18 protein-coding genes and 3 tRNA genes are annotated in these 24,538 nt (G+C 71.8%); 13 read left to right on the top strand and 8 right to left on the bottom strand.

The window, feature by feature from the left end; all coding sequences use genetic code 11:
- Positions 1-22 precede the first annotated feature (22 nt).
- The 5 genes from ACFYY6_RS17660 (at position 23) to ACFYY6_RS17640 (ending at position 9,617) form a co-directional block, all read left to right on the top strand.
- On the top strand, positions 23-2,257 hold the full coding sequence (locus ACFYY6_RS17660) for a DNA polymerase III subunit gamma and tau (protein WP_389193968.1): 2,235 nt from the start codon (positions 23-25) through the stop codon (positions 2,255-2,257).
- Positions 2,258-2,501: 244 nt separating this feature from the next.
- The gene (purD, locus tag ACFYY6_RS17655; RefSeq protein ID WP_351517940.1) at positions 2,502-3,752 is read left to right on the top strand and encodes a phosphoribosylamine--glycine ligase; all 1,251 of its coding nucleotides are present in this window, start codon (positions 2,502-2,504) and stop codon (positions 3,750-3,752) included.
- A 658-nt stretch (positions 3,753-4,410) separates the two neighbouring features.
- Positions 4,411-6,306, top strand: coding sequence for a hypothetical protein (locus ACFYY6_RS17650; protein ID WP_351517942.1), 1,896 nt, complete (start codon positions 4,411-4,413; stop codon positions 6,304-6,306).
- A gap of 662 nt (positions 6,307-6,968) precedes the next feature.
- Positions 6,969-8,429, top strand: coding sequence for a N,N-dimethylformamidase beta subunit family domain-containing protein (locus ACFYY6_RS17645; protein ID WP_351517944.1), 1,461 nt, complete (start codon positions 6,969-6,971; stop codon positions 8,427-8,429).
- 273 nt (positions 8,430-8,702) lie between these two features.
- Entirely contained in the window at positions 8,703-9,617 is a 915-nt protein-coding gene (locus tag ACFYY6_RS17640) for a phosphoribosylaminoimidazolesuccinocarboxamide synthase (RefSeq protein ID WP_351517946.1), read from the top strand.
- 133 nt (positions 9,618-9,750) lie between these two features.
- Here the strand turns inward: ACFYY6_RS17640 and ACFYY6_RS17635 are convergent.
- The 8 genes from ACFYY6_RS17635 to ACFYY6_RS17600 all read right to left on the bottom strand — a co-directional run bounded on the left by ACFYY6_RS17635 (position 9,751) and on the right by ACFYY6_RS17600 (position 14,965).
- Positions 9,751-9,823: transfer RNA gene (locus tag ACFYY6_RS17635), tRNA-Gly, on the bottom strand.
- 22 nt (positions 9,824-9,845) lie between these two features.
- Positions 9,846-10,457: a response regulator transcription factor gene (locus ACFYY6_RS17630; RefSeq protein WP_351517947.1), complete on the bottom strand. Its 612-nt coding sequence runs from the start codon at positions 10,455-10,457 to the stop codon at positions 9,846-9,848.
- On the bottom strand, positions 10,454-11,902 hold the full coding sequence (locus ACFYY6_RS17625) for a sensor histidine kinase (protein WP_388651245.1): 1,449 nt from the start codon (positions 11,900-11,902) through the stop codon (positions 10,454-10,456). Before ACFYY6_RS17625 ends, ACFYY6_RS17630 begins: the two co-directional genes overlap by 4 nt.
- Before the next feature lie 39 nt (positions 11,903-11,941).
- On the bottom strand, positions 11,942-12,775 hold the full coding sequence (locus ACFYY6_RS17620) for an ABC transporter permease (RefSeq protein ID WP_389193964.1): 834 nt from the start codon (positions 12,773-12,775) through the stop codon (positions 11,942-11,944).
- Complete coding sequence (locus tag ACFYY6_RS17615; RefSeq protein WP_389194151.1) at positions 12,772-13,755, bottom strand: ABC transporter ATP-binding protein; 984 nt, start codon at positions 13,753-13,755, stop codon at positions 12,772-12,774. Before ACFYY6_RS17615 ends, ACFYY6_RS17620 begins: the two co-directional genes overlap by 4 nt.
- A gap of 387 nt (positions 13,756-14,142) precedes the next feature.
- Positions 14,143-14,215: transfer RNA gene (locus ACFYY6_RS17610), tRNA-Gly, on the bottom strand.
- Between the two features lie 97 nt (positions 14,216-14,312).
- Positions 14,313-14,384 (bottom strand) — tRNA-Gly (locus tag ACFYY6_RS17605).
- Between the two features lie 245 nt (positions 14,385-14,629).
- Complete coding sequence (locus tag ACFYY6_RS17600; RefSeq protein WP_351517951.1) at positions 14,630-14,965, bottom strand: Lsr2 family protein; 336 nt, start codon at positions 14,963-14,965, stop codon at positions 14,630-14,632.
- A gap of 431 nt (positions 14,966-15,396) precedes the next feature.
- Between ACFYY6_RS17600 and purS the strand changes: the two genes are divergently transcribed.
- The 8 genes from purS to purM all read left to right on the top strand — a co-directional run bounded on the left by purS (position 15,397) and on the right by purM (position 24,406).
- Positions 15,397-15,657 carry a phosphoribosylformylglycinamidine synthase subunit PurS gene (purS, locus tag ACFYY6_RS17595; RefSeq protein WP_351517953.1) on the top strand — a complete coding sequence of 87 codons (261 nt, stop codon included), beginning with the start codon at positions 15,397-15,399 and terminating at the stop codon, positions 15,655-15,657.
- 62 nt (positions 15,658-15,719) lie between these two features.
- On the top strand, positions 15,720-16,388 hold the full coding sequence (purQ, locus tag ACFYY6_RS17590) for a phosphoribosylformylglycinamidine synthase subunit PurQ (protein WP_351517982.1): 669 nt from the start codon (positions 15,720-15,722) through the stop codon (positions 16,386-16,388).
- Positions 16,385-18,634: a phosphoribosylformylglycinamidine synthase subunit PurL gene (gene purL, locus ACFYY6_RS17585; RefSeq protein WP_351517954.1), complete on the top strand. Its 2,250-nt coding sequence runs from the start codon at positions 16,385-16,387 to the stop codon at positions 18,632-18,634. Before purQ ends, purL begins: the two co-directional genes overlap by 4 nt.
- Positions 18,635-18,804: 170 nt before the next feature.
- Positions 18,805-19,443, top strand: coding sequence for a TetR/AcrR family transcriptional regulator (locus ACFYY6_RS17580; protein WP_389193961.1), 639 nt, complete (start codon positions 18,805-18,807; stop codon positions 19,441-19,443).
- A 327-nt stretch (positions 19,444-19,770) separates the two neighbouring features.
- Entirely contained in the window at positions 19,771-20,571 is an 801-nt protein-coding gene (locus ACFYY6_RS17575; RefSeq protein ID WP_351517957.1) for a sterol carrier family protein, read from the top strand.
- Positions 20,572-20,690: 119 nt separating this feature from the next.
- On the top strand, positions 20,691-21,170 hold the full coding sequence (locus ACFYY6_RS17570) for an META domain-containing protein (protein ID WP_389193958.1): 480 nt from the start codon (positions 20,691-20,693) through the stop codon (positions 21,168-21,170).
- 576 nt (positions 21,171-21,746) lie between these two features.
- Complete coding sequence (gene purF, locus ACFYY6_RS17565) at positions 21,747-23,273, top strand: amidophosphoribosyltransferase (RefSeq protein WP_351517961.1); 1,527 nt, start codon at positions 21,747-21,749, stop codon at positions 23,271-23,273.
- A gap of 59 nt (positions 23,274-23,332) precedes the next feature.
- The gene (gene purM / locus ACFYY6_RS17560; protein WP_388651223.1) at positions 23,333-24,406 is read left to right on the top strand and encodes a phosphoribosylformylglycinamidine cyclo-ligase; all 1,074 of its coding nucleotides are present in this window, start codon (positions 23,333-23,335) and stop codon (positions 24,404-24,406) included.
- Positions 24,407-24,538 lie beyond the last annotated feature (132 nt).

The following is a 24,538-nucleotide window of genomic DNA, read 5'->3' as shown; positions in this document are numbered from 1 at the left end:
GCGCCCGGATAACCTCGTATGTGTGTCGTCCCTTGCGCTGTACCGCCGCTATCGCCCCGAGTCGTTCGCCGAGGTCATCGGGCAGGAGCATGTCACTGACCCGCTGCAGCAGGCCCTGCGGAACAACCGGGTCAATCACGCGTACCTGTTCAGCGGTCCGCGCGGCTGCGGGAAGACGACCAGTGCGCGCATCCTGGCCCGCTGTCTGAACTGCGAGCAGGGGCCGACGCCCACGCCGTGCGGGGAGTGCCGGTCCTGCCGGGACCTCGCGCGCAACGGGCCGGGATCGATCGACGTGATCGAGATCGACGCCGCGTCGCACGGAGGCGTGGACGACGCCCGTGATCTGCGGGAGAAGGCGTTCTTCGGGCCCGCGTCGAGTCGTTACAAGATCTACATCATCGACGAGGCGCACATGGTCACCTCGGCGGGGTTCAACGCCCTGCTGAAGGTGGTCGAGGAGCCGCCGGAGCACCTCAAGTTCATCTTCGCGACCACCGAGCCCGAGAAGGTCATCGGCACCATCCGGTCGCGTACGCACCACTACCCGTTCCGGCTGGTTCCGCCGGGCACCCTGCGCGACTACCTCGCGGAGGTCTGCGGCAGGGAGGACATCCCCGTCGAGGACGGCGTGCTGCCGCTCGTCGTGCGGGCCGGGGCCGGGTCGGTGCGTGACTCGATGTCGGTGATGGACCAGTTGCTGGCCGGTGCGGGCGAGGACGGTGTGACGTACGCCATGGCGACGTCGCTGCTCGGTTACACGGACGGCTCGCTGCTCGACTCCATCGTGGACGCCTTCGCGGCGGGCGACGGGGCCGCGGCGTTCGAGGCCGTGGACCGGGTGATCGAGGGCGGCAACGATCCGCGCCGCTTCGTCGCCGACCTCCTGGAGCGGCTGCGCGACCTGGTGATCCTCGCCGCGGTGCCGGACGCGGGGGAGAAGGGACTGATCGACGCGCCCGCCGATGTCGTCGAGCGGATGCAGGCCCAGGCGTCCGTCTTCGGCGCGGCCGAGCTGAGCCGTGCCGCCGACCTGGTAAACGAGGGGCTGACGGAGATGCGCGGGGCGACCTCGCCGCGCCTCCAGGTCGAGCTGATCTGCGCCCGGGTGCTGCTGCCCGCCGCCTTCGACGACGAGCGCTCGCTGCAGGCCCGCCTGGACCGGCTGGAGCGCGGCGCGTCCTTCGCGACCGCCGGACCGGGGCCCGCCATGGGGTACGTGCCGGGACCGGAAGCCCTGGCCCATGCCCCCGCTCCCGTCGCGCCGGCCGTCCAGCCGGGCGGCGGGCCCGCCGCCGCCCGTGCCGCCGTACGGGGGGAAGCGCCCCCACCCGCGGCACCCGTGCCCGCTGCCGCGCCCGCGGTGCCGTCCGTACCGGCCGAGACGCCTCCGGCGCCCGTGCAGGCCGCCGCCCCGCAGCAGCCTCCGGCCGCCCCGCCGACCGGGGCCGGGGCGCCCACGGGCGGCCAGCGTCCCGGGGCCTGGCCCACCGCCGCCGCGCCGGAATCCGGCCGCCGTCCTGGCGGCTGGCCGACCGCCGCGGCCCCCGGCCGGTCGCAGCCGCCGCAGGCCGCGCCCGACCCGGTCGCGCCCGCCCCGACCGCCCCTGCCGCAGCGGCGCCCGCCGCCGAGCCGAGCCCGGGAATGGCGCAGGGCGCGGGCCAGGTGCGGAACATGTGGCCGGACATCCTGGAAGCGGTGAAGAACCGCCGCCGGTTCACCTGGATCCTGCTCAGCCAGAACGCCCAGGTCACAGGCTTCGACGGCGCCACTTTGCAACTCGGCTTCCTGAACGCGGGCGCACGCGACAACTTCGCGAGCAGCGGCAGCGAGGAGGTGCTGAAGCAGGCCCTCGCCGAGCGGTTCAACGCGCAGTGGAAGATCGAGGCGATCGTGGACCCCTCGGGCGGCGCGGGCGCACCGCCGCAGTCCGGCGGCGGCCGGTCCTACGCCGCACCGCCCGCGTCCCAGCGCCCCGCCTCACCGCCCCCGCCTCAGCAGCAGTACGAGTCCCGGCCCGCTCCCGCCTCCGCCCCGGCCCCGCAGCCGAGCGCGCCCCCGGCGGCGGAACCCGCCCCGGTGTCCTACGCCCCGCAGCAGTCCTCCGCCGCGCCCGAGCCCCCGCAACCGGTCGCTCCCGAGGACGACATCCCCGAGGCCGACGATCCCGATCTGGTCGACTCGGCGCTCTCCGGGCACGAGTTGATCGTCCGTGAGCTGGGCGCCACGGTCCTGGAGGAGTTCACGAACGAGTAGGAGACGAGCGGAGAAACTCGCGAGCGAGCGCAGGAACAGGGCCTGTGCGAGCGCAGGGACGGGGCGTGTGCGAGCGCAGGAACAGCGCGCGGGCGAGCGCAGGAGAAGCTCGCGGGCGAGCTGAGGAAGTTCGCGCGGGCGAGCAGGGGAGCGTGCGGGCGGCCCGCTTCACGCCGCGTCCCCGGTGTGTCCATGGAGCGGCGCCCGTCAAGGCCGCCGTGCCCCGGCGGCTAGGCTGCATTCCGTGAAGGTCCTCGTCATCGGCGGCGGCGCCCGCGAACACGCCCTGTGCCGCTCTCTCTCCCTCGACTCCGACGTCACCACTCTGTACTGCGCTCCCGGCAACGCCGGTATCGCGGAGGTGGCCGAACTCCACCCGGTCGATGTCCTCGACGGTGACGCCGTCGCGCGTCTCGCCACCGACCTGGGCGCCGATCTGGTGGTCGTCGGCCCGGAGGCGCCGCTCGTCGCCGGTGTCGCCGACGCCGTGCGTGCTGCGGGCATCCCCTGCTTCGGCCCCTCCGGCGAGGCGGCCCGGCTGGAGGGCTCAAAGGCGTTCGCCAAGGACGTGATGGCTTCGGCGGGCGTGCCGACGGCCCGCAGCTACGTCTGCACCAACCCCGCCGAGATCGACGCCGCCCTCGACGCCTTCGGTGCCCCGTACGTCGTCAAGGACGACGGTCTCGCCGCCGGCAAGGGTGTCGTCGTCACCGAGGACATCGAGGCGGCCCGCGCCCACGCCGTGGCCTGTGGCCGCGTCGTCATCGAGGAGTTCCTCGACGGCCCCGAGGTCAGCCTGTTCGCGATCACGGACGGCACCACCGTGCTGCCGCTCCGTCCCGCGCAGGACTTCAAGCGCGCCCTGGACGGCGACGAGGGGCCGAACACCGGAGGCATGGGCGCGTACTCCCCGCTCCCCTGGGCCGACCCCAAGCTGGTCGACGAGGTCATGGAGTCGGTGCTCCAGCCGACTGTCGACGAGCTCCGCCGCCGCGGCACCCCGTTCTCCGGACTGCTGTACGCGGGCCTCGCGATCACCTCGCGCGGCGTGCGCGTGATCGAGTTCAACGCCCGGTTCGGCGACCCCGAGACCCAGGTGGTCCTGGCCCGCCTGAAGACTCCGCTGGCCGCCGTGCTGCTGGCCGCCGCCAACGGCACCCTCGACGAACTGCCGCCGCTCAACTGGCGCGACGACGCCGCCGTCACCGTCGTCATCGCCTCGCACAACTACCCGGGCACGCCGCGCACGGGAGACCCGATCGAAGGGCTCGACGACGTGGCGGCGCAGGATGCCCCGGACGCGTACGTCCTGCACGCCGGCACCCGGCGGGACGGCGACGCGATCGTCAGCGCGGGCGGCCGGGTGCTGTCCGTGACGGCGACCGGAAAGGACCTCGCGGCCGCCCGTGAGCGCGCTTACGCGGCGGTGGCCCGGATTCGGCTCGACGGCGCGCAGTTCCGTACGGACATCGCCCGGAAGGCCGCAGAGGCCTGAGCCGCGGCGCCCGGGGCCGGCGGAGGCCCGGGGGCGGCTGTGCCGAGGCGCCCGCGCAGGTCACCGGAGCCCGGTAGGGCCTCCGGTGGCTCGGGCGGCCACCGGGACCGCGCACGGGCCGCCGGTGCGCGGTCGATACGCGGTCGGTACGGGCACCGCCCGTGCGGCCGGTACGGGCACCGCCCGTGCGTCGGCGCCTGCGCGTCAGTGCCCGTACCGGCTCACCGGCACACCGGCTCGCCCCATCCGATTCCCGGTCTCGGCCCCTCGGCCCTCGGCGTCCGCCCGTGTTCTCCTTCTTCGGCCCGGCCTCCCGTCCTCGTTCCCCTCGTCTCCGACCGTCGTCCCGTTCCGGCGTCTCCTACCGCCGCTCCGTCCCGGCTCTCCGACTGCTGCTCCGGTCCGACCGCGTCGCGGCCCTCTCTATTTCGGCCACTGGCGCATCACTGCCAAAGCTGGCAGTCCGCCAGCACCTTTGCCCAAAGCCATTCCATCGAGTGACGGCTGAGCCATACGGCTGACGCCCGACGACACCCCAACTAGGGTGCGGCGCAGGCGTTCCGGCACTTGGCCCACTGACATTGCGATGTCAGTGACGGGTGCCACAGTGGGGGAGTGACCAACACCGCTGCGGGGGCAGAGGGGGTGACGTCCGGCCGTGTCCGGTATCGGTGCAAGTGAGGAGCCGGGCGCGCAGAGTGCGCGGGCCCGGGCTCTCGCTCTGCTGCGCATCCGCAACAGAGCCACCGCGGCAGCCATCCTTCCGGCCGCCGTGGCCGTCGTGCTGCTCGTCGCGGGCGCGCAGGGCCATGCCGTCGGCAGCGGATGGGACGTGGCCCGCTGGACCGTCACCACCTGCGCGGTCGTCGTGCTGCTGGTCGCCGCGGCGGTCGCCGTCGCGGTCGTACGGGCGAGGCCGGCGGTCAGCCCGACCGTGCCGCTCGCCGAGGAGGCCGCCCCCGACCTCTACCGCCTGGTCAGGGAACTCGCCGACCGGCTGGGGGTTCCCGCGCCCTCGGCGATAGCTCTCACCCCCGACTGCGACAGCTGGCTGGAGGACCGCACCCACCCCGCGGCACAGCCCCCGTCCCGCTTCGACGCGGACCGCGAGGGGCGTCCCGCGCCCGGGAAGGCGCCATACACGACCCGGAGGGGGCATTCCGGGACGCGGTCCGACGACGGCCGCGACCGGCCCGCGTACCGGGCCCGCCGGGCCCGGACAGCCCCCGTGCTGGTCATCGGCTCGCCGTTCCTGTGGTGGATGAGGATCGCGGAGCTACGGGCGGTGCTCGCCCCGGTCGTCGCGGGCACGGGCCCCTCGGCGCACCCCGACATAGCGGCGGCGCGCCGGTTCGTCAGAGGACTCGACGGGGTGGTCGCGGACGCAGTCGTACCGGTTACCGGGCCGCTGTCCGCGGTGCGGAGGGCGCCCCGGGTCTTCGTCGGCTGGATCGCCCGGCTGCTGCTCCGCAGCTGTCGCGGCCACGCCGCGGAGATGGAACGGGGCGTCGCCGCCGCCGCGTCCGTCCGCGCACAGGGTGTGGACTACGGCCTGCGGATCGTCGCCCAGGAGCAGGTCGGCCTCGCGTACGCGGGCTGGGACCGGTTGCTCACGCGGGTCGCGCTGCCGGCGTGGGAGATGGGCCGCTGGCCCTCCAAGCTGGACGCCGGGGTGGTGTCCGCCCTCACCGAGCTGTCCCGGCGCGACCGGCTCGCCGACGACTTCGCCTCACGGCTCGGTGAGCGCCCCGCCTGCGACCTCCTGGAGGAGCCGGGCGCGGCCGACGAGGCCACGTCCCTGCTGGCGGCCCGGCTGTTCCACGGCGGCCCGGCGGAGTCCGGCTCCGGCTGGTCGCCGGTCGACTGGCAGCAGTACCCGGAAGAGGTGGTCGACCGGAAGTGGCGCATCGAAGCGGCCCGTCTGCACCGTGTCCTCGACGCCCTCGACTCGACGCGTACGGCGTCCGCGCCCGCCCACCAGCCCGAGAACGTCCCCGCCCCCGACTGTGCCCCGGTCGCGGTCCACGTTCCCGGTTCCGCCTCCGACCGGGCCGCGTTCCCCGCCGATGCGGGGATGCCCACGCTGGCTCGTGTCGTCGAGTATCTGGCGGGCGGGGGCGACGACGGGGAGGCGCTCGCGGCGGGCATCAGCGCCGCGGTGGCCCGTGAGGCGGCAGCCGCCCGGCGCCGCTCTTCGCCCGAGGGCGCGCCGATGGCGCAGGGCACCCACGGCGCCCTCGACGTGGGCGGGGACGTCCTGGGGTTCTGGGGGCCCGTACCCCTCCCGATCTTCCCGCTCCTGCCGCACCGCACGGGTACGGAGCTGCTCGCCGACCACGTCGCGGCGATGGTCTGCTGCGCGGCTGTCGACACGGCCGACGCGACCCCCGGCCTCGACTGGCTCGACGGACCGGCCCTGCTGGTCGACGGCGAGCGCCGGGCGGATCTGGGCGGGCCGGTCCTCAGCCTGGTCGAGGACGGGGACGCGGGACCACTGCGTTCCTGGCTCGCCTCGGTCGGCGTGCGGACCGACAAGCCCGTCCGTCTCGCCTGAGCCGACTCCTCCCCGAGCCGACTCCTCCCCGAGCCGATTCGTTGACGAAGCGAGGCCGTCCGAACTTTTGAGCGTCGAGTGGCTGTCCGGAGGTCCTGGTCGGGTGGACCCGCGGCTCCGGCGGGACCGTGCGCCGAGGACCCGCCCTTGCCACGGGCCTCTGTACTGGGCGGTTTCACCGCATCACCACGCGGCACAGAGACATCAGCGGTATCGGAGGCATCGTGCCGGGGTGTGTCGATGGCTCGATATTCGGAAGGGAACGTTCCGTTCACGTCAATTCGCGACGAACGGTGACGGAGTGCATGCGTTATGTGATGTGCTGTGGATCGACGCTGACAGTCGGCGCGTCAGTGTCGGTGCGTCGATGACGTGCGGCCGAAAGCCATCAAGGTTGACGATCACCCGGCGGACGACGGACAGCGGACTGCGAACGGCGGTCGGTACGCGGGCCAACGGTCACGGGCCAACGGTCACGGGCCAATGGCCACCGGCCGACGGCCACGGGCCGACGATCGGCGCCCGGCGGCGGAGGCGTCGGCAGCGGCCATCGGGCAGCGGCCATCGACGGAGACCGTCGGAGGCGGCCGCCGGACGGTACGGCGACGGCCGGCCATCGAAAGTCCCACTGTTGTCGCGGGGGACCGAGGGAGGGAAGCGGTATGGGGGCGGAGCAGATTCGTCGATGGGAGTCGGGTGCCCTGGCGCACGCCGTCTCCGATCCTTTCGGCCAGGGGCCCCTGCCCTGGCTGCGCGACAGTGAGAACTACTTCGACGACACCGGGCACATGGTCCCCTGGTACGCGGACCCCACCCTGACCCGCTCCTCCGACGGCGGCACGCGTACGGCCGACGACGTGCACCGCCAGATCAAGGGCTTCGTCTCCACGGGCGCCGCCGCCCCCGGCGAGGCGATCGACTTCCACATCACCGTGGACCCGCCCCAGCAGTTCTCCGTGGACATCTACCGCATCGGCCACTACGGCGGCGACGGCGCCGCCAAGATCACCACGAGCCCCCGGCTCTCCGGCATCGTCCAGCCCGCGCCGCTCATCGCCGATCGCACGGTCTCCTGCCACCACTGGTGGCAGTCGTGGCGGCTGCAGATCCCCACGTACTGGTCGATCGGCGCGTACGTCGCCGTGCTCACCACGGCCGACGGACACCGTTCCCACATCCCGTTCACGATCCGCGACGACCGTCCGGCCGATCTGCTGCTGGTCCTCCCGGACGTCACCTGGCAGGCGTACAACCTCTATCCGGAGGACGGCCGCACCGGCGCCAGCCTGTACCACGCCTGGGACGAGCAGGGCCGTCTCCTGGGCGAGGAGGACGCCGCCGTCACCGTCTCCTTCGATCGTCCTTACGCGGGTGCGGGCCTGCCGCTCCACGTCGGTCACGCCTACGACTTCATCCGCTGGGCCGAGCGGTACGGCTACGACGTCGCGTATGCCGACACCCGCGACCTGCACGCGGGCCGGGTCGAGCCGAGCCGTTACCGGGGGCTGGTCTTCCCCGGCCACGACGAGTACTGGTCCGTGCCCATGCGCCGTACCGTCGAGGACGCCCGCGACGGCGGCACCTCGCTCGTCTTCCTCTCCGCCAACACCATGTACTGGCAGGTCTGTCTCTCCCCGTCCCCGTCCGGCGTCCCGGACCGGCTGCTCACCTGCCGCAAGCGCCAGGGGCCGGGGAGACCCGCGCTCTGGCGCGAGATCGACCGGCCCGAGCAGCATCTGCTCGGCATCCAGTACGCGGGCCGGGTGCCCGACCCGCACCCCCTCGTCGTGCGGAACGCCGAGCACTGGCTGTGGGAGGCGACGGGCGCCCGGGAGGGGGACGAGGTCGACGGTCTGGTAGCGGGCGAGGCCGACCGCTACTTCCCGCGCACCGCGCTCCCCGACCACGACAACCGCATTCTGCTCGCCCACTCCCCGTACCAGGACAGCGAAGGAGCCACCCGGCACCAGGAGACCTCCCTGTACCGGGCCCCGTCCGGCGCGCTCGTCTTCGCCTCCGGCACGTTCGCCTGGTCCCCGGCACTGGACCGCCCCGGTCACGTGGATCCCCGTATCCAGCGCGCCACGGCCAATCTCCTGGACCGGATCTGCAAACGGGACTGAGCAAACGGGACTGAGCAAACGGGACTGAGCAAACGGGACTGAGCGAACGGGACTGAGCGAACGGGACTGAGCGAACGGGACTCAGCGGACGGGACTGGACGGGCGGGACTCGGCGGACGGGATCGGACGGGATCGGATGGGCGGGACCGGACGGACGGAGGTGTCCCACCTGCCACCACCTGTCCTATGCGCCCCGCATGCCCCCGCTCCACCCCACCGTCCCCGATACGGGAGAATCGGAATGACTCCTGGATCAACCTACGCGGAGGCAGCGTGTCCGGATTCGTAGAAAAGCCCGAGCCCGTGCAGGTCCCGGGGCTCACCCACCTCCACACCGGCAAGGTGCGCGATCTGTACCGGAACGAGGCGGGCGACCTCGTCATGGTCGCCAGCGACCGCCTCTCCGCGTACGACTGGGTCCTGCCCACCGAGATCCCGGACAAGGGCCGCGTCCTCACCCGGCTCTCCCTCTGGTGGTTCGACCAGCTCGCCGATCTCGTCCCCAACCACGTGCTGTCCACCGAGCTGCCCGCCGGGGCTCCCGCCGACTGGGAGGGCCGCACGCTGATCTGCAAGTCGCTGCGGATGGTCCCGGTCGAGTGTGTCGCCCGCGGTTACCTCACCGGCTCCGGTCTCGTCGAGTACAAGGAGTCCCGTACGGTCTGCGGCCTCGCCCTCCCCGAGGGCCTCGTCGACGGCTCCGAACTCCCCGCGCCGATCTTCACGCCCGCCACCAAGGCGGCCGTCGGCGACCACGACGAGAACGTGAGCTACGAGGAGGTGGCCCGGCAGGTCGGCGCGGAGACCGCCGCCCAGCTGCGCCGCGCCACGCTGGACGTGTACGGCAGGGCGCGCGACATCGCGCGTGACCGCGGGATCATCCTCGCCGACACGAAGTTCGAGTTCGGCTTCGCGCCCGCCGCCGACGGCGGCGAGGAACTGATCATCGCGGACGAGGTGCTGACTCCGGACTCCTCCCGCTTCTGGCCCGCCGCCGACTGGGAGCCGGGCAGGGCCCAGCCCAGTTACGACAAGCAGTTCGTCCGTGACTGGCTGACCTCGCCGGCCTCCGGCTGGGACCGCAGGAGCGAGCAGCCGCCCCCGGCGCTGCCCCAGGAGATCGTGGACGCGACCCGGGCGAAGTACCTGGAGGCGTACGAACTCCTCACCGGCACGTCCTGGAAGTGAGCAGCCGGGTACCCGGTCACCGGCCGGGTACCCGCACCGGCGCACCGGGGACTCCGCTCCGTACGGTGGGCGGAGGCCCGCACCCGAACGCCAAGAAGCCCCGGCCTCCCGGCCGGGGCTTCTTGTTCAACCGAGCGGACGACCAGGTTCGAACTGGCGACCTCAACCTTGGCAAGGTTGCGCTCTACCAACTGAGCTACGTCCGCAAGCGCCGAAGCGCGAGCACCACTATACCCATCCCCGCTCGCGTGCGAGACGCACGGCCGCATGACGGTTCTCCGCGCCGAGCTTCGAGACGGCCGCCGAGAGGTAGTTCCGTACCGTCCCCTGGGACAGCGAGGCCCGTTCGGCGATCTCCGCGACCGGTGCCCCGTCGGCCGCCAGCTCCAGCACCTCGGCCTCGCGCGCGCTGAGCGGCGAGTCCCCGGCGGAGATGGCGTCGGCCGCCAACTCCGGGTCCACGTAACGGTTTCCGGCATGTACGGTGCGGATGATGCCGGCCAGCTGCCGGGCACTGACGGTCTTCGGCACGAAGGCCCGGACGCCCGCCGCGAGTGCTCGTTTCAGATGTCCCGGCCGCCCGTGACTCGTCACGATCATCGTGCGGCAGCCGGGCAGTTCGGCCCGCAGGGATGTGGCGACACTCACACCGTCGGCGCCTGGCATCTGAAGATCGAGGACCGCCACGTCGGGGCGATGGGCCCGCGCCATGGCCAGGGCCTCCGGACCGGTGGCCGCCTCCGCGACCACCACGAGGTCGTCCTCCAGGGCGAGCAGCGCGGCCAGGGCGCCCCGGATCAGATGCTCGTCGTCCGCGAGCAGCACCCGTACGGCCGTCATCGTCGTTCCTTCACAAGGTCCGGTGCCGGGCTCATGCCCACGCCCATGCCCATGCCCGTGCCCGTGCCCGGGTCCCCGGAAGGCGGAAGGGCGGACGAAGCCGGAGAGTCGGTGGGAGTGGAATGAGCGGAGGGAGAGGCGGGAGCAGCCGGGGCGGAAGAGGCGGGGACGGTGGGAGAGGAAAGGGCGGAGGGAGAGGCGGGAGCGGCAATACGCGACGGGAGAGGGATCCGCGCCGTCAGCCGGAACACTCCGCTCCCCACCGGGCCCGCGTCCAGCGACCCGTCGAGTTCCCGGAGCCGTTCCCGCAGCCCGGCCAGCCCGGAGCCGCCTGCCCCGTCGGTGGGGCCGCCCGCCGTCTCGGCCGAGTGCGGCGCCCCGTCGTTCTCCACCTCCAGCACCGCGGCGTCGGCCGCCGTCCGCAGCCGGATGGTGCAGTGCCGAGGGTCCCCGTGCCGCAGCACATTGGTCGCCGCCTCCCGTACGACCCAGCCCAGCGCCGACCGTACGGGCGCGGGCAGTTCCGCGCCCGCGTCCCCCGCGACCTCGCACTCGATCCCGGCGGCCCTCAACACCCCCTGGGCACCGGCCAGTTCCGTGACCAGATCGGCCTCCCGGTATCCGCGCACGACATCCCGCACCTCCTGCTGGGAGCTGCGCGCGATACGCATCACCTCGACCATCTGGTCCACGGCCGCAGGCTTGCCGCGCTGCGCCAGTTCCACCGCCAGCTCGCTCTTCAGCGCGATCACGGCGAGGTTCCGGCCCAGGACGTCGTGCATGTCCCGGCCGAACCGCAGCCGCTCCTCGGCGACCGCCAGCCGCGCCTGCAGGTCCCGGGCCTCCTCGGCCTGCCACATCACGCTCATGCTCCAGACGCTGGGTCGTACGGAGATCAGTACCAGCAGTGCCCCGAAGAGCGTCGCCGGAGCCAACCCGGCCAGCGTGCCGCCCCGCACGCCGACCGCGGCGAACACGCCGACGTTCAGCACGGCGAGGGCGAGCGACTGGAGCAGGAAGGTGCGGACCGGGACCAGCAGGACCTGCGTGATCACGAACGGCATCGGGACGTTCATGACCGTCAGGACCAGCCCTCCCGTCCCGATCCCGTCCAGACCGACCAGCGTCGCCAGGATGCCCAGATTCAGCAGCATCAGCGCCAGGGGTGCCGACTGCCGCCGCAGGGGGAAGGGGGCGGTACCGAGGTAGTTCAGGTACGAGGGCCGGACATTCCGGTTGCTCAGCAGGCACTGCACGAGACTCAGCAGCAGGAACGCGGCTCCGAGCGCGGTCGGCAGCGGCGTGCGGCGGAGATCCGCGCCGAAGGGCACAATCCCCCATGACAAGGTGAACAGCCAGGGGATCACCGAGATGGTCACCCGCGAATACAGGTCGATCCGCTCCAGTTTGCTGCGTTCCCGCCAGCTGCGTCGCCAGTCCCACATACCCGCCCCCACGGCCGTCCTCCGCCGGTGAATCATCGGTCAGCGTCGGGGCTCCCAACGGAACCACCGCCGCACAGCAAACACGGCGAAAACGGTCCAGGCCAGTGCGACGAGCCCGGCCGTGAGCAGGTCGGCCCCGTCGGACCCGCCCAGCCAGCCCGCCCGCACGAGGGTCATCACGCCGGTCATCGGCAGCAGCTCGCACACGGACGCCACCCGGTCCGGCAGGACCTCCAGCGGTACGAAGAGCCCCGAGCCGATCATCGAGACGAGGAAGAGCGGCAGGGTGGTGATCTGCGAGGTCTGCACCGTCCGGGTCGCGACGGAGGTGACGGCGGCCAGGGCGGCCAGCAGTACCGACCCCGACAGCAGGCCCGCGAGGAACAGGTCCGGCCGTTCCGGCGCTCCGACATCGAAGACCGCGGCACCGGCCAGCACCACCAGCACGGTCTGCGCCAGAGCCAGCGCGACCGACGGCAGCGCCGTCCCGGTGAGGATCTCCCAGTCGGTGACCTCGCCCGTGCGCAGCCGCTTCAGGACCAGGTCCTCGCGCCGTGCGACGTACGCGGAGACCAGGTTCATGTACACCACCTGCATCAGCACCATGCCGATGCCGCCGGTGAGCGCCAGCCCGGTGACGGTGAGCCCGGTTCCGCCCAGGTCGATCCGCTCCAGCGTCGTCTTCATCGCCAGGACCATCGCCAGGGGCACCAGCAGGGCGACGAAGACCGCCGTCCGGTTCCGGGCCAGCAGGACGAGCTCGGCGTGTCCGAGTGCCCGCAGCCGCCCCGCCGCCGTCGTGCGCCGCCCGGCCGCCGGGGCGCGGTGCCCGGGTGCTGCCGTACGCCGTTCGTCCGTCGTCGCGCCGGTCATGCGGCAGCCGCCTTCCGTGTCTCGGAGGCCGACGTCCAGGGGTCCTCCGCCCCGGAGGCCGACACGCTGTGCGCGATGTCGAGGAACGCCTCTTCGAGCGAGGCCGACCGGGCGTCGAGCCCGTGCAGCAGCACGTCCGACTCCCGCGCCCAGAGCAGCAGTTCGGTGAGCGAGTCCTGCAAGGCGTGGGTGCGGATCTCGATCCTGCGCCCGTCGGCCGCCGCCCGCAGAGACAGCGGGAGCCGGGCCGCCGGTACGTCCTCGGGCAGCTCGAAACGGATGCGGGCGGGGCGGGAGGCCGTCACCTCGGCGGGCGTGCCGGCCGTCACGATCCGGCCCCGGTGCATGATCGCCAGCCGGTCGGCGAGGCTCTCCGCCTCTTCCAGATAGTGCGTGGTGAGCAGGACGGTGGTGCCGCCGTCGCGCAGTGCCCGTACCAACTCCCAGGTCTCCCGCCGCCCCTCGGCGTCGAGTCCCGTGGTCGGCTCGTCCAGGAACAGCACCTCGGGACGGCCGAGCAGCGCAAGCGCGAGGTCCAGACGGCGCCGTTCGCCGCCGGAGAGCTGCTTGACCCGTACGCGCGCCCGGTGGGCGAGCCCGACGAGGTCCAGCGCCTCGCCGGTCGGCCGGGCGCCGCTGGTGCAGCCCGCCCACATCCGCAGGGTCTCGGTGACGGTCAGCTCGGACGGGAAGCCGCCCTCCTGGAGCATCACCCCGATCCGCGGCCGGACGGCGGCGCGCTCGCGGTACGGGTCGTGGCCGAGCACGCGCACGGTGCCGCCGTCGGGAGCCGCCAGCCCCTCCAGGAGTTCGACGGTGGACGTCTTCCCGGCGCCGTTCGTGCCGAGCAGGGCGAAGAGCTCGCCGCGCCCGACCGAGAAGGAGACGCCGGCGACGGCCTCGAAGTCGTCGGCGTAGCGCCGCCGCACCCCGCCCGCCTCGATCACGGAGTCGGGCGCCGCGGCACCGGCCGCGGACATCGCGCCGACACTGGTCGCGGCACCGCTCGCCGAAGCGGTCGTACCACCGGTCGCGGCCCCGGTGACCGGGCGGGATGTGATGTCCGCCACAGCGCCGTCCGCCACAGCGCCGTCCGTCGCGGTGAGGTCTGTTCCGGAGCCGCCCGCGTGGTCGCCGGCACCCGCGCGGGCGTCGGTCTTGTGGTCTCTCCTCGTACCTACAGGCTTCATGCCCACAGGCTTCCGCAGGCCCATCGCCGTGAGCAGTGCGAGCTGTCATCACTGGTCATGACAAACGTCATGGCGCTGCCGGGATCGGATGCCCGTACCGGAATCGGGTGCTTCTTGAAAGAGATCACGAAGAAGGCCCCCGGTCGACTTCGACCGGGGGCCTTCATTCCTATCAAGAGCGGACGACGAGATTCGAACTCGCGACCCTCACCTTGGCAAGGTGATGCTCTACCAACTGAGCCACGTCCGCATTACTTCCGCCATCGTACTCCTTGCAGGAAGTACTTCCGGGCGGTGCGAGCACTACTCTACCTGATCCACTGCAATGGCTGGTAGGAGTGGTGCAGAGCGGGTGACAGGAATTGCACACTGCGCCTTCCCCCTGGAAGGGGGATGTTCTACTACTGAACTACACCCGCACGCTGCTTGGGGTTTGGCTTTTCGGCCTTGCCCTTCGGCGTGCTCCAGACTTTAGCCGACCTGCGGGGGTGCAGCGCAAGTCGGTGGCCGCGAGGGCTCGTCGGGACGGCCCCGCGGGTCGTCCTGACGGTCGCACGGGGCGGGCCCGGCGACCATCGGCCCGTCGCGCCCCGACGCCCGACCGGGCCGTAAGGGGCTCCGGCGGCCCGGCCGGCCGGTCGTCCGGATGTCTCGCCCGGGCTTCTCAACCGGCCGCGCGGAACGCCTCGTAGACCTTCTTGGGGATCCGGCCGCGGGCCGGCACCTCCATCTGGTGCGAGCGGGCCCAGGCGCGGACGGCTGCCGGGTCGGGTTCGAGCGAGGTGTGCCGGTACGACTCGGGCTTCCTGCCGCGCTTGCCGACATTTGTCTGCTTCCGGCCCGCCGACACGTACGGCGCCAGGGCCTTGCGCAGTTTCTTTGCGTTGGAAGCATTGAGGTCGATCTCGTACGACTTCCCGTCCAGGGCGAAGGTGACCGTTTCCGCCGCTGCGCCCCCGTCGATGTCGTCGAAGAGCGTGACTACTACGCGCTGAGCCACGGATATCGGTCCTTTCCTACGGCGTCGGCGCGTTTGGCGTGCGCCGATGTCGGCCTTCCGGCCGTCGGGCGGATGTGAGCCCTTCGGGCGGATACGCGTCGACCGGTATCGCCGGTATCGACCGTTCGGCCGACCGGTGTCGACTGTTCGGGAGGCAATGCTGCATTCCCCGGTAATCATTTGTACAGCGGTCGGCGCCGCATTGTGAAGTCGGGCTAATTCTCTCCGCGTGTCACACTTCTATGTGTGTCTTCGGTGAGGAATCTTTTCGCAGATTTTTCCTCGGGTGTTGTCGTGACCGATATCCCGTCGTGATCGGGCACTCAGACATCTACTCGCGTAGAATTTCGGGCCAGGTACGCTGAGGGAAGCTGCGGGGGTCAGGGGAGCCCCCCGGAGAACCAGTCGCACCACACCACACGGGAGTGCCAGTGGCACGCGTCGTAGTCGACGTCATGCTCAAGCCCGAGATCCTCGACCCGCAGGGACAGGCGGTGCAGCGCGCACTGCCCCGTCTCGGCTTCGAGGGAATCGCGGACGTACGTCAGGGAAAGCGTTTCGAGCTGGAGGTCGAAGGGCCGGTCGACGACGCCGCCCTCGATCGCATTCATGAGATGGCCGAGACTTTCCTCGCCAACACCGTCATCGAGGACTTCACCGTGAAGGTGGAGAAGGCCGAGGAGTCCAAGTGACTTCCCGCCCGTCTCCCACCACCACCCGTGAGGGAGGCCCTTCGGGCCGCAGTAACACCCGAATCGGAGTCGTCACCTTTCCCGGCACGCTCGACGACCAGGACAGCCTGAGGGCCGTACGCGTCGCGGGCGCCGAACCCGTGTCGCTGTGGCACCGCGACAAGGACCTGCACCAGGTCGACGCGGTCATCCTGGCCGGTGGTTTCTCCTACGGCGACTATCTGCGGGCCGGTGCGATCTCGCGCTTCTCGCCCGTCATGGAGACGATCATCGAGCAGGCCCGTGCGGGGATGCCGGTGCTCGGCATCTGCAACGGTTTCCAGATCCTGACCGAGGCGCACCTGCTGCCCGGCGCGATGCTGCGGAACAACCACCTGCACTTCATCTGCCGCGACCAGAAGCTCCGCGTCGAGAACGCGGAGACCGCCTGGACCTCGGACTACGAGGCGGGCCAGGAGATCTCCGTACCGCTCAAGAACATGGACGGTCGGTACGTCGCCGACGAGCGCGTGCTCGACGAGCTGGAGGCGGAGGGCCGGGTCGCCTTCCGCTACCTGGACACGAACCCGAACGGCTCGCTGCGCGACATCGCGGGCATCACCAACGCCGAGGGCAACGTCGTCGGCCTGATGCCGCACCCGGAGCACGCCGTCGAGCCGCTGATCGGAACCGGCCGCACCGACGGTCTCGGTTTCTTCACCTCGATCATCAAGAAGCTGGTCAACGCATGAGCCTGGATACGGTCAAGCACGCGGCCGGGACCCCGGACGTCGAGCAGCCCTGGCAGGAGCTCGGCCTCAAGGAGGACGAGTACGCCCGGATCCGCGAGATCCTGGGCCGCCGTCCCACCGGCGCCGAGCTCGCCATGTACTCCGTGATGTGGTCCGAGCACTGCTCCTACAAGAGCAGCAAGGTCCACCTCAAGCAGTTCGGCGAGAAGGCCCCCGCCAACGACGCGATGCTCGTCGGCATCGGCGAGAACGCCGGTGTGGTCGACGTCGGCCAGGGTTACGCGGTCACCTTCAAGGTCGAGTCGCACAACCACCCCTCGTACATCGAGCCCTACCAGGGCGCGGCGACCGGCGTCGGCGGCATCGTCCGCGACATCCTCGCCATGGGCGCCCGCCCGGTCGCGGTCGTCGACCCGCTGCGCTTCGGCGCCGCGGACCACCCCGACACCAAGCGTGTCCTGCCGGGCGTCGTCGCGGGCATCGGCGGCTACGGCAACTGCCTCGGCCTGCCGAACATCGGCGGCGAGGTCGTCTTCGACGCCTGCTACCAGGGCAACCCGCTGGTCAACGCCGGCTGCATCGGTGTGATGAAGCACGAGGACATCCACCTGGCCAAGGCGTCCGGCCCCGGCAACAAGGTGATCCTCTACGGCGCCCGCACCGGCGGCGACGGCATCGGCGGTGTCTCGGTGCTGGCCTCCGAGACCTTCGACGACACGAAGCCCGCCAAGCGCCCCGCCGTCCAGGTCGGCGACCCGTTCCAGGAGAAGCTCCTCATCGAGTGCACCCTGGAGGTCTTCCGGGAGAAGCTCGTCGCGGGCATCCAGGACCTCGGCGGCGCCGGACTCTCCTGCGCCACGTCCGAGCTGGCCTCCGCCGGCTCCGGCGGCATGCGCGTCGAGCTGGACACCGTGCCGCTGCGCGACTCCTCGCTCTCGCCCGAGGAGATTCTCATGAGCGAGTCGCAGGAGCGCATGTGCGCGATCGTCGAGCCGCAGCACGTCGACCGCTTCCTGGAGATCTGCGAGAAGTGGGACGTCATCGCCACCGTCATCGGTGAGGTGACCGAGGGCGAGCGCCTGGAGATCTTCTGGCACGGCGAGCAGATCGTGGACGTTCCGCCGCGTTCGGTGGCCCACGAGGGCCCGACCTACCACCGCCCGTACGCCCGCCCGTCCTGGCAGGACGCGCTCCAGGCGGACGACGCGGGGGAGCTGGCCCGTCCGGCGGACGGCGCCGAGCTGCGCGAGCAGGTCCTCAAGCTGGTCGCGCACCCGAACCAGGCGTCGAAGGCCTGGATCACCGACCAGTACGACCGGTTCGTGCAGGGCAACACCGTGCTCGCGATGCCCGAGGACGCCGGCATCGTCCGGATCGACGAGAAGTCGAACCTGGGCGTGGCCATGGCGACCGACGGCAATGGCCGGTACGCCAAGCTCGACCCGTACACCGGCGCGCAGCTCGCGCTGGCGGAGGCGTACCGCAACGTCGCCGCCACCGGCGCCAAGCCGCTCGCCGTCTCGGACTGCCTGAACTTCGGCTCGCCCGAGGACCCGGACGTCATGTGGCAGTTCGCCGAGGCCACCCGCGGTCTCGCGGACGGCTGTCTGGCGCTGGGCACCCCGGTCACCGGCGGCAACGTGTCGCTGTACAACCAGACCGGCGAGACGGCGATCCACCCGACGCCGGTCGTCGCGGTGCTCGGTGTGATCGACGACGTCTCCCGGCGCACGCCGGTCGCGTTCGCGCAGGAGGGCCAGCTCCTCTACCTGCTGGGCGAGACGCGCGAGGAGTTCGGCGGCTCGGCATGGTCCGAGGTCGTCCACGGGCACCTGGGCGGCCTGCCGCCCCAGGTGGACCTGGAGCGGGAGAAGCTGCTCGCCGAGATCCTGATCTCGGCCTCCCGCGACGGCATGATCGACGCGGCGCACGACCTCTCCGACGGCGGCCTGATCCAGGCGGTCACGGAGTCCTGCCTGCGCGGCGGGAACGGCGCCCGACTGGTCGTGCCGGACGGTCTGGACGCGTTCACGTTCCTCTTCTCCGAGTCGGCGGGGCGCGCGATCGTCTCCGTGCCGCGCAGCGAGGAGCTCCGCTTCAACGACATGTGCGGCGCGCGCGGTCTGCCCGTCGCCCGGATCGGTGTCGTGGACGGCGACGAGATCGAGGTCCAGGGCGAGTTCGGCATCCCGCTGAGCGAGCTGCGCACCGCGCACGAGGAGACCATTCCGGGTCTGCTCGCCTGACGGCGGTCCGTTTCCGAGGGCTGCGGCCCCGCCCCGTCACCGGGGGCGGGGCCGCAGCCCTGGTCCGTACGCGGGTGCGTACGGGTCCCGTACGTGCGGTGCGGGCATGTAGAGATTTACCTGGGCAATAATTACTCTCGGTTTAACTTTCATCCTGGTACAGTGACGGCATGACCGAGGGGATGAGCCTGCGGGAGCGCAAGAAGCTCCAGACGCGCCACCGTCTGCTGGCCGCGGCCACCGAACTCTTCGCCGAGCGCGGCTTCGACAAGGTGTCGGTCGCCGAGATCGCCGAGGCGGCCGAGGTGTCGAAGATGACGGTCTTCAACTACTTCGCGGGCAAGGAGGACCTGGTCCTCGCGCCGATGGCGGAACACATCGGCGATGTCGCGGGGGTGGTGCGGGACCGGGCCCCCGGCGAATCCGCCCTGTCCGCCGTGCGCGTGCAGTTCCTGGCCGCCATCGAGCGCCGCGACCCCTCGGTCGGCATGAGCGATGTGCCGATGGTGCTCGACATGCGTCGGCTGATCCAGGAGACGCCGGCCCTCCTGATCCGCGCGCACGCGCTCTCCCTGCGCTCTCACGAGCTGCTCGCCCACGTCCTGACCGAGGAGGGAGAGGAGCCGCCCATCGCCCGGATCGCGGCGGCCCAGCTGATCAGCACGCGCAACTCCCTCATCCACGCGAACCAACTGCGGCTGCTGGCGGGCGAACTGGCGGACGCGATCGCCGGGGACGCCGTCGCGCTCGCGGAGCGGGGCTTCGACCTGCTCGCGCACGGTCTGGGCGCCTTCGCGATCCGGCACTGAGACGGCGCCGCTCCGGCCCGTCGCCCCGCCCCGGCCCGTCGTCACCTGCCGTCCCTCCGCCGTCGGCGCCCGGGCCCGCGGGCCGTGGCCCCTCGTAACGACCTCGTCCACGATTGGCAGTGGCGGAAGGAGCGGCGTCTGGGGCCTTCGAATCCAAGGCGGAGGAGGCAGTCGGATGGGGTCTCCCCTGCTCGAACGCAGCTGAGAGCTTGGGAAGGAGCGTCGGGGACTGACGACAACGCCGGAGGCGGAGGTCCCGGACACCGCGATGCCGCTGACAATCGTGGACGAGGTCGTAAGCCGGTCGAGGGCCGTAGGCTCCCGGACATGCCGCCGTCCCAGAAACGTGCCCGCCGCTACGATCCGGCCCGGACCCGCGACGCGGTCCTGGCGCAGTTCGGCCATGTCCGGGAAGCCGTCCGTGTCCTGACGCCCGAGCAGCTCGCGCTGCCGACCCGGCTCGGCGACTGGACCGTACGCGAACTCGCCGCCCACGTGGTCCTGGCGTTCTCGCAGGTCGCCCGGGAGCCGGAGCGGTCCGCACCCGCCGCCCCGAAACCCGCACCGACGCTTCTCGCCTGGCCGCTCACCACGGCCGATCACGCCGAGCGGATCGCCGCCGGTACCAGGGCGCTCGCCGCCGAGCATTCCGACCTGGACGCCCTGTTCGGCGAGGCCGTCGAGCGGTTCGAGGAACGGGTGCCGCGCACGGGCGACGAACGGCTGCTGCCCACACCGGCCGGGGCGATGCGGCTGACGGACTTCCTCGTCACCCGTGCCGTCGAGCTCGTCGTGCACACCGACGACCTGAACGCGGCGACCGGCCTCGACATCCCGTACGACCGGCAGGCGCTCGCCGCCTGCACGCGGCTGCTCGCCGACGCTCTCGCGGAGAAGGCGCCGGGCGGCTCGGTCGAGGTGCGTGTCCCGCCCTTCGCCGTGGTCCAGTGCGTGCAGGGCCCCAAGCACACCCGCGGTACGCCGCCCAACGTCGTCGAGACCGATCCGCTCACCTGGATCAGGCTCGCCACCGGCCGTACGGAATGGGCGCACGCCCTCGACGAGGCGCGGGTGGCCGCGAGCGGCGAGCGGGCCGACCTCTCCGCCCTCCTGCCCCTGATGAGGTGAGGAGCCCGCTCACCGGGGCGACGGGCGACGCGCGCCGGCGCGCTGGGTTAGCCCTTGGCCGGGAACCGGCCCGCCGCCCCGCCCGTCACAGGGCCATGCGCACTCGACGCACAGCCTCGGTGACCCTGGTCCTCCTCGCCGTCCTGGCCGCCTGCGGTACGCGGACGACCAGCCCGTCCGACGACCGTGACGGCCCCGGGGCGGCGGGCGAGGGCGGCGACGGCACGGGCGGCGGCGCCACACGGACCGGCCCGCCCGTCACGGGTGTCCGCTGGGACGTGGACTCGGTGACGGTCGGGGGGAAACGGGCCGAGGTCCCGGACGGCGCCCACTTCACGATCGACACCAAGGGCGGCGCCACGGGGAGTCTCGGCTGCAACCAGTTCCGCGGCGGCGCCACCGTGTCCGGTTCCACGATCACGTTCGACGCCGTCGAGACGACCAAGATGTCGTGCCCCACGCCCCGGGCGAAGCTGGAACAGGCACTGCTGGCGATCCTGGACGGGCGGACGACGTACCGGGTCGACGAGCGCACCCTGACCCTCGCCTCGGAGAACGACGCGTCGCTCGGCGCCACGGCCTGGGAACCCGGCGAGTGATCGCGCGCTCCGAGGGGCCGGGAGGCGCCGGCCCCGGAACCGTCCGGTGCGGTGAGCACCGGCTGCTCGCGCACGGTCTGGGCGCCTTCGCGATCCGGTCCCGAGACCTCTCGGCGTGGGATGCCCCCACCCCTAAACCCGTTGGCGAGGGATGCACCCGCCCGCGAACACCCGCCCCCGAACCGGCCGCCGCGCGGGCCGACGGCCGCGAAGCGGTCCCGGACGCGCCGGGATCCGACACGTCCGACCGCCTTGTGGTGTGAGCCTCGCCACGAAACGCGCGTTCGGCCGGATTCCGCGCCGGACCGTCGGCCGGTTCACCGAGCGCCACCATACGGTCCCGGCGCATACCCGGCCCGGGTGGCCGGAAATCGCCGTTATCGCCGCGCTGATCCGCGTTGCCGCCGCCCTGTGGCCGATCCGTACCTCGTCCCGCGCGCCTCTCACGAGGCTGGGTGCTCACTCCGCGTAACCGGTCGGTAGGGGCTTCGGACCACGTCCGGAAGCGCCTCCACGGTGGTCCGCCGCGGTATCCCGAATTCGGACCAGTGGTCGATCTCGCCTACACTCGGTGGCGTGCCTCGTGGTGATGGACGACTCAGCCACGACCTGCTCCCCGGAGAGAAGGGCCCCCAGGACGCATGCGGCGTCTTCGGTGTCTGGGCTCCCGGCGAAGAGGTCGCCAAGCTCACCTATTTCGGACTGTATGCCCTGCAGCACCGTGGACAGGAGTCCGCGGGCATCGCAGTGAGCAACGGGTCCCAGATCCTGGTCTTCAAGGACATGGGACTGGTCTCGCAGGTCTTCGACGAAACATCCCTGGGATCCCTCCAGGGCCATATCGCGGTCGGCCATGCCCGCTACTCCACGACCGGAGCCTCGGTCTGGGAGAACGCGCAGCCGACGTTCCGTGCCACCGCGCACGGCTCGATCGCCCTGGGACACAACGGCAACCTGGTCAACACGGCCCAGCTCGCCGAGATGGTCGCGGACCTTCCCCGCAAGGACGGCCGCGCCACCCAGGTCGCCGCGACGAACGACACCGACCTGGTGACCGCGCTGCTCGCCGGCCAGACCGACGACGACGGCAAGCCGCTCACCATCGAGCAGGCCGCCGCGAAGGTGCTCCCGGACGTCAAGGGCGCGTTCTCGCTCGTCTTCATGGACGAGCACACCCTCTACGCCGCCCGTGACCCGCAGGGCATCCGCCCGCTGGTCCTCGGCCGCCTGGAGCGCGGCTGGGTGGTGGCCTCCGAGACCGCCGCCCTCGACATCTGCGGCGCCAGCTTCGTCCGCGAGATCGAGCCGGGCGAACTCGTCGCCATCGACGAGAACGGACTGCGCACCTCGCGTTTCGCGGAAGCGAAGCCCAAGGGCTGCGTCTTCGAGTACGTCTACCTGGCCCGCCCCGACACCGACATCGCCGGGCGCAACGTCTACCTCTCCCGCGTGGAGATGGGCCGCAGGCTGGCCGCCGAGGCCCCGGTCGAGGCCGATCTGGTCATAGCGACCCCGGAGTCCGGCACCCCAGCCGCCATCGGCTACGCGGAGGCCAGCGGCATCCCCTTCGGCGCCGGTCTGGTGAAGAACGCCTATGTCGGCCGGACCTTCATCCAGCCGTCGCAGACCATCCGCCAGCTGGGCATCCGCCTCAAGCTGAACCCGCTCAAGGAAGTCATCAAGGGCAAGCGTCTCGTCGTCGTCGACGACTCGATCGTCCGCGGCAACACCCAGCGCGCCCTGGTCCGGATGCTCCGCGAGGCGGGCGCCGCCGAGATCCACATCCGGATCTCGTCCCCGCCGGTCAAGTGGCCCTGCTTCTTCGGCATCGACTTCGCGACCCGCGCCGAGCTGATCGCCAACGGGATGACGGTCGAGGAGATCGGCGCGTCGATGGGCGCGGACTCGCTCGCGTACATCTCCCTCGACGCGATGGTGGAGGCGACGACGATCGCCAAGCCGAACCTGTGCCGCGCCTGCTTCGACGGTGAGTACCCGATGGAGCTGCCGGACCCGGAGCTGCTCGGCAAGCAACTGCTGGAGACCGAGCTGGCGGCAGGCCCTGCGGCGACCGCCGCGTCCGACGCCCTGCGTCGTCCGTGACGGCCGGTCGTACCCCCTGGCCCACCAGCCCCGTATCTCCACACGAAAGATCCCAGGCCATGTCTGAGACAACAGGTGCTTCCTACGCGGCAGCGGGCGTCGACATCGAGGCCGGCGACCGCGCCGTAGAGCTGATGAAGGAATGGGTGAAGAAGACCCGCCGTCCCGAGGTCGAGGGCCTCGGCGGCCTCGGCGGATTCGCCGGCCTCTTCGACGCCTCCGCCCTCAAGCGCTACGAGCGTCCGCTGCTCGCCTCCGCCACCGACGGCGTCGGCACCAAGGTCGACCTCGCCCGCAAGACGGGCGTGTACGACACCATCGGCCGCGACCTCGTCGGCATGGTCGTCGACGACCTGGTCGTCTGCGGAGCCGAGCCGCTCTTCATGACCGACTACATCTGCGTCGGCAAGGTGTACCCCGAGCGGGTCGCGGCGATCGTGAAGGGCATCGCCGAGGGCTGTGTCCTCGCGGGCTGCACCCTGGTCGGCGGCGAGACCGCCGAGCACCCCGGACTGCTGGGCCCGGACGACTTCGACGTCGCGGGCGCCGGTACGGGCGTGGTCGAGGCCGACCGGCTGCTCGGCCCGGATCGCATCCGCAAGGGTGACGTGGTGATCGCCATGGCGTCGTCCGGTCTTCACTCCAACGGGTACTCGCTCGTCCGGCACGTGTTCTTCGACCGGGCCGGCTGGGCGCTGGACCGCGAGGTCGAGGAGTTCGGCCGCAGCCTCGGCGAGGAGCTCCTGGAGCCCACCCGGATCTACTCGCTGGACTGCCTGGCCCTCACCCGCACGACGGAGGTACACGGCTTCAGCCACGTCACCGGCGGCGGCCTGGCCAACAACCTGGCCCGGGTCGTCCCCGACCACCTGCACGCCCGGGTGGACCGCTCCACCTGGACGCCCGGCGCGGTCTTCGACCTGGTCGGCACCCTCGGCCGGGTCGAGCGGCTGGAGCTGGAGAAGACGCTGAACATGGGGGTCGGCATGATCGCCGTCGTCCCCGCCGAATCCGTCGACGTGGCCCTGACCACACTGGCCGACCGCGGGGTCGACTCCTGGGTCGCGGGCGAGATCGTCGAACGCGGCGAGCACACCTCCGGTGCGGAGCTGGTGGGTGACTACGCAGCGTAGTGCGGGGGCGGGCCGGTGACCGGGGCTACCTGGTCACCCGGTCGGCCGTCGTACCCATGGCCGTCGGGTCCCGGCAGCCGCCGAACCAGCGGTTACCGGATCGGTGGTCGCCGAACCGGCGGTCTCCGGATC

The organism is Streptomyces sp. NPDC001750, assembly GCF_042892615.1.
Taxonomy (GTDB): domain Bacteria; phylum Actinomycetota; class Actinomycetes; order Streptomycetales; family Streptomycetaceae; genus Streptomyces.
The sequence above is the reverse complement of the archived record's forward strand: the minus strand, read 5'-3'. Positions and strand labels throughout refer to the sequence as shown.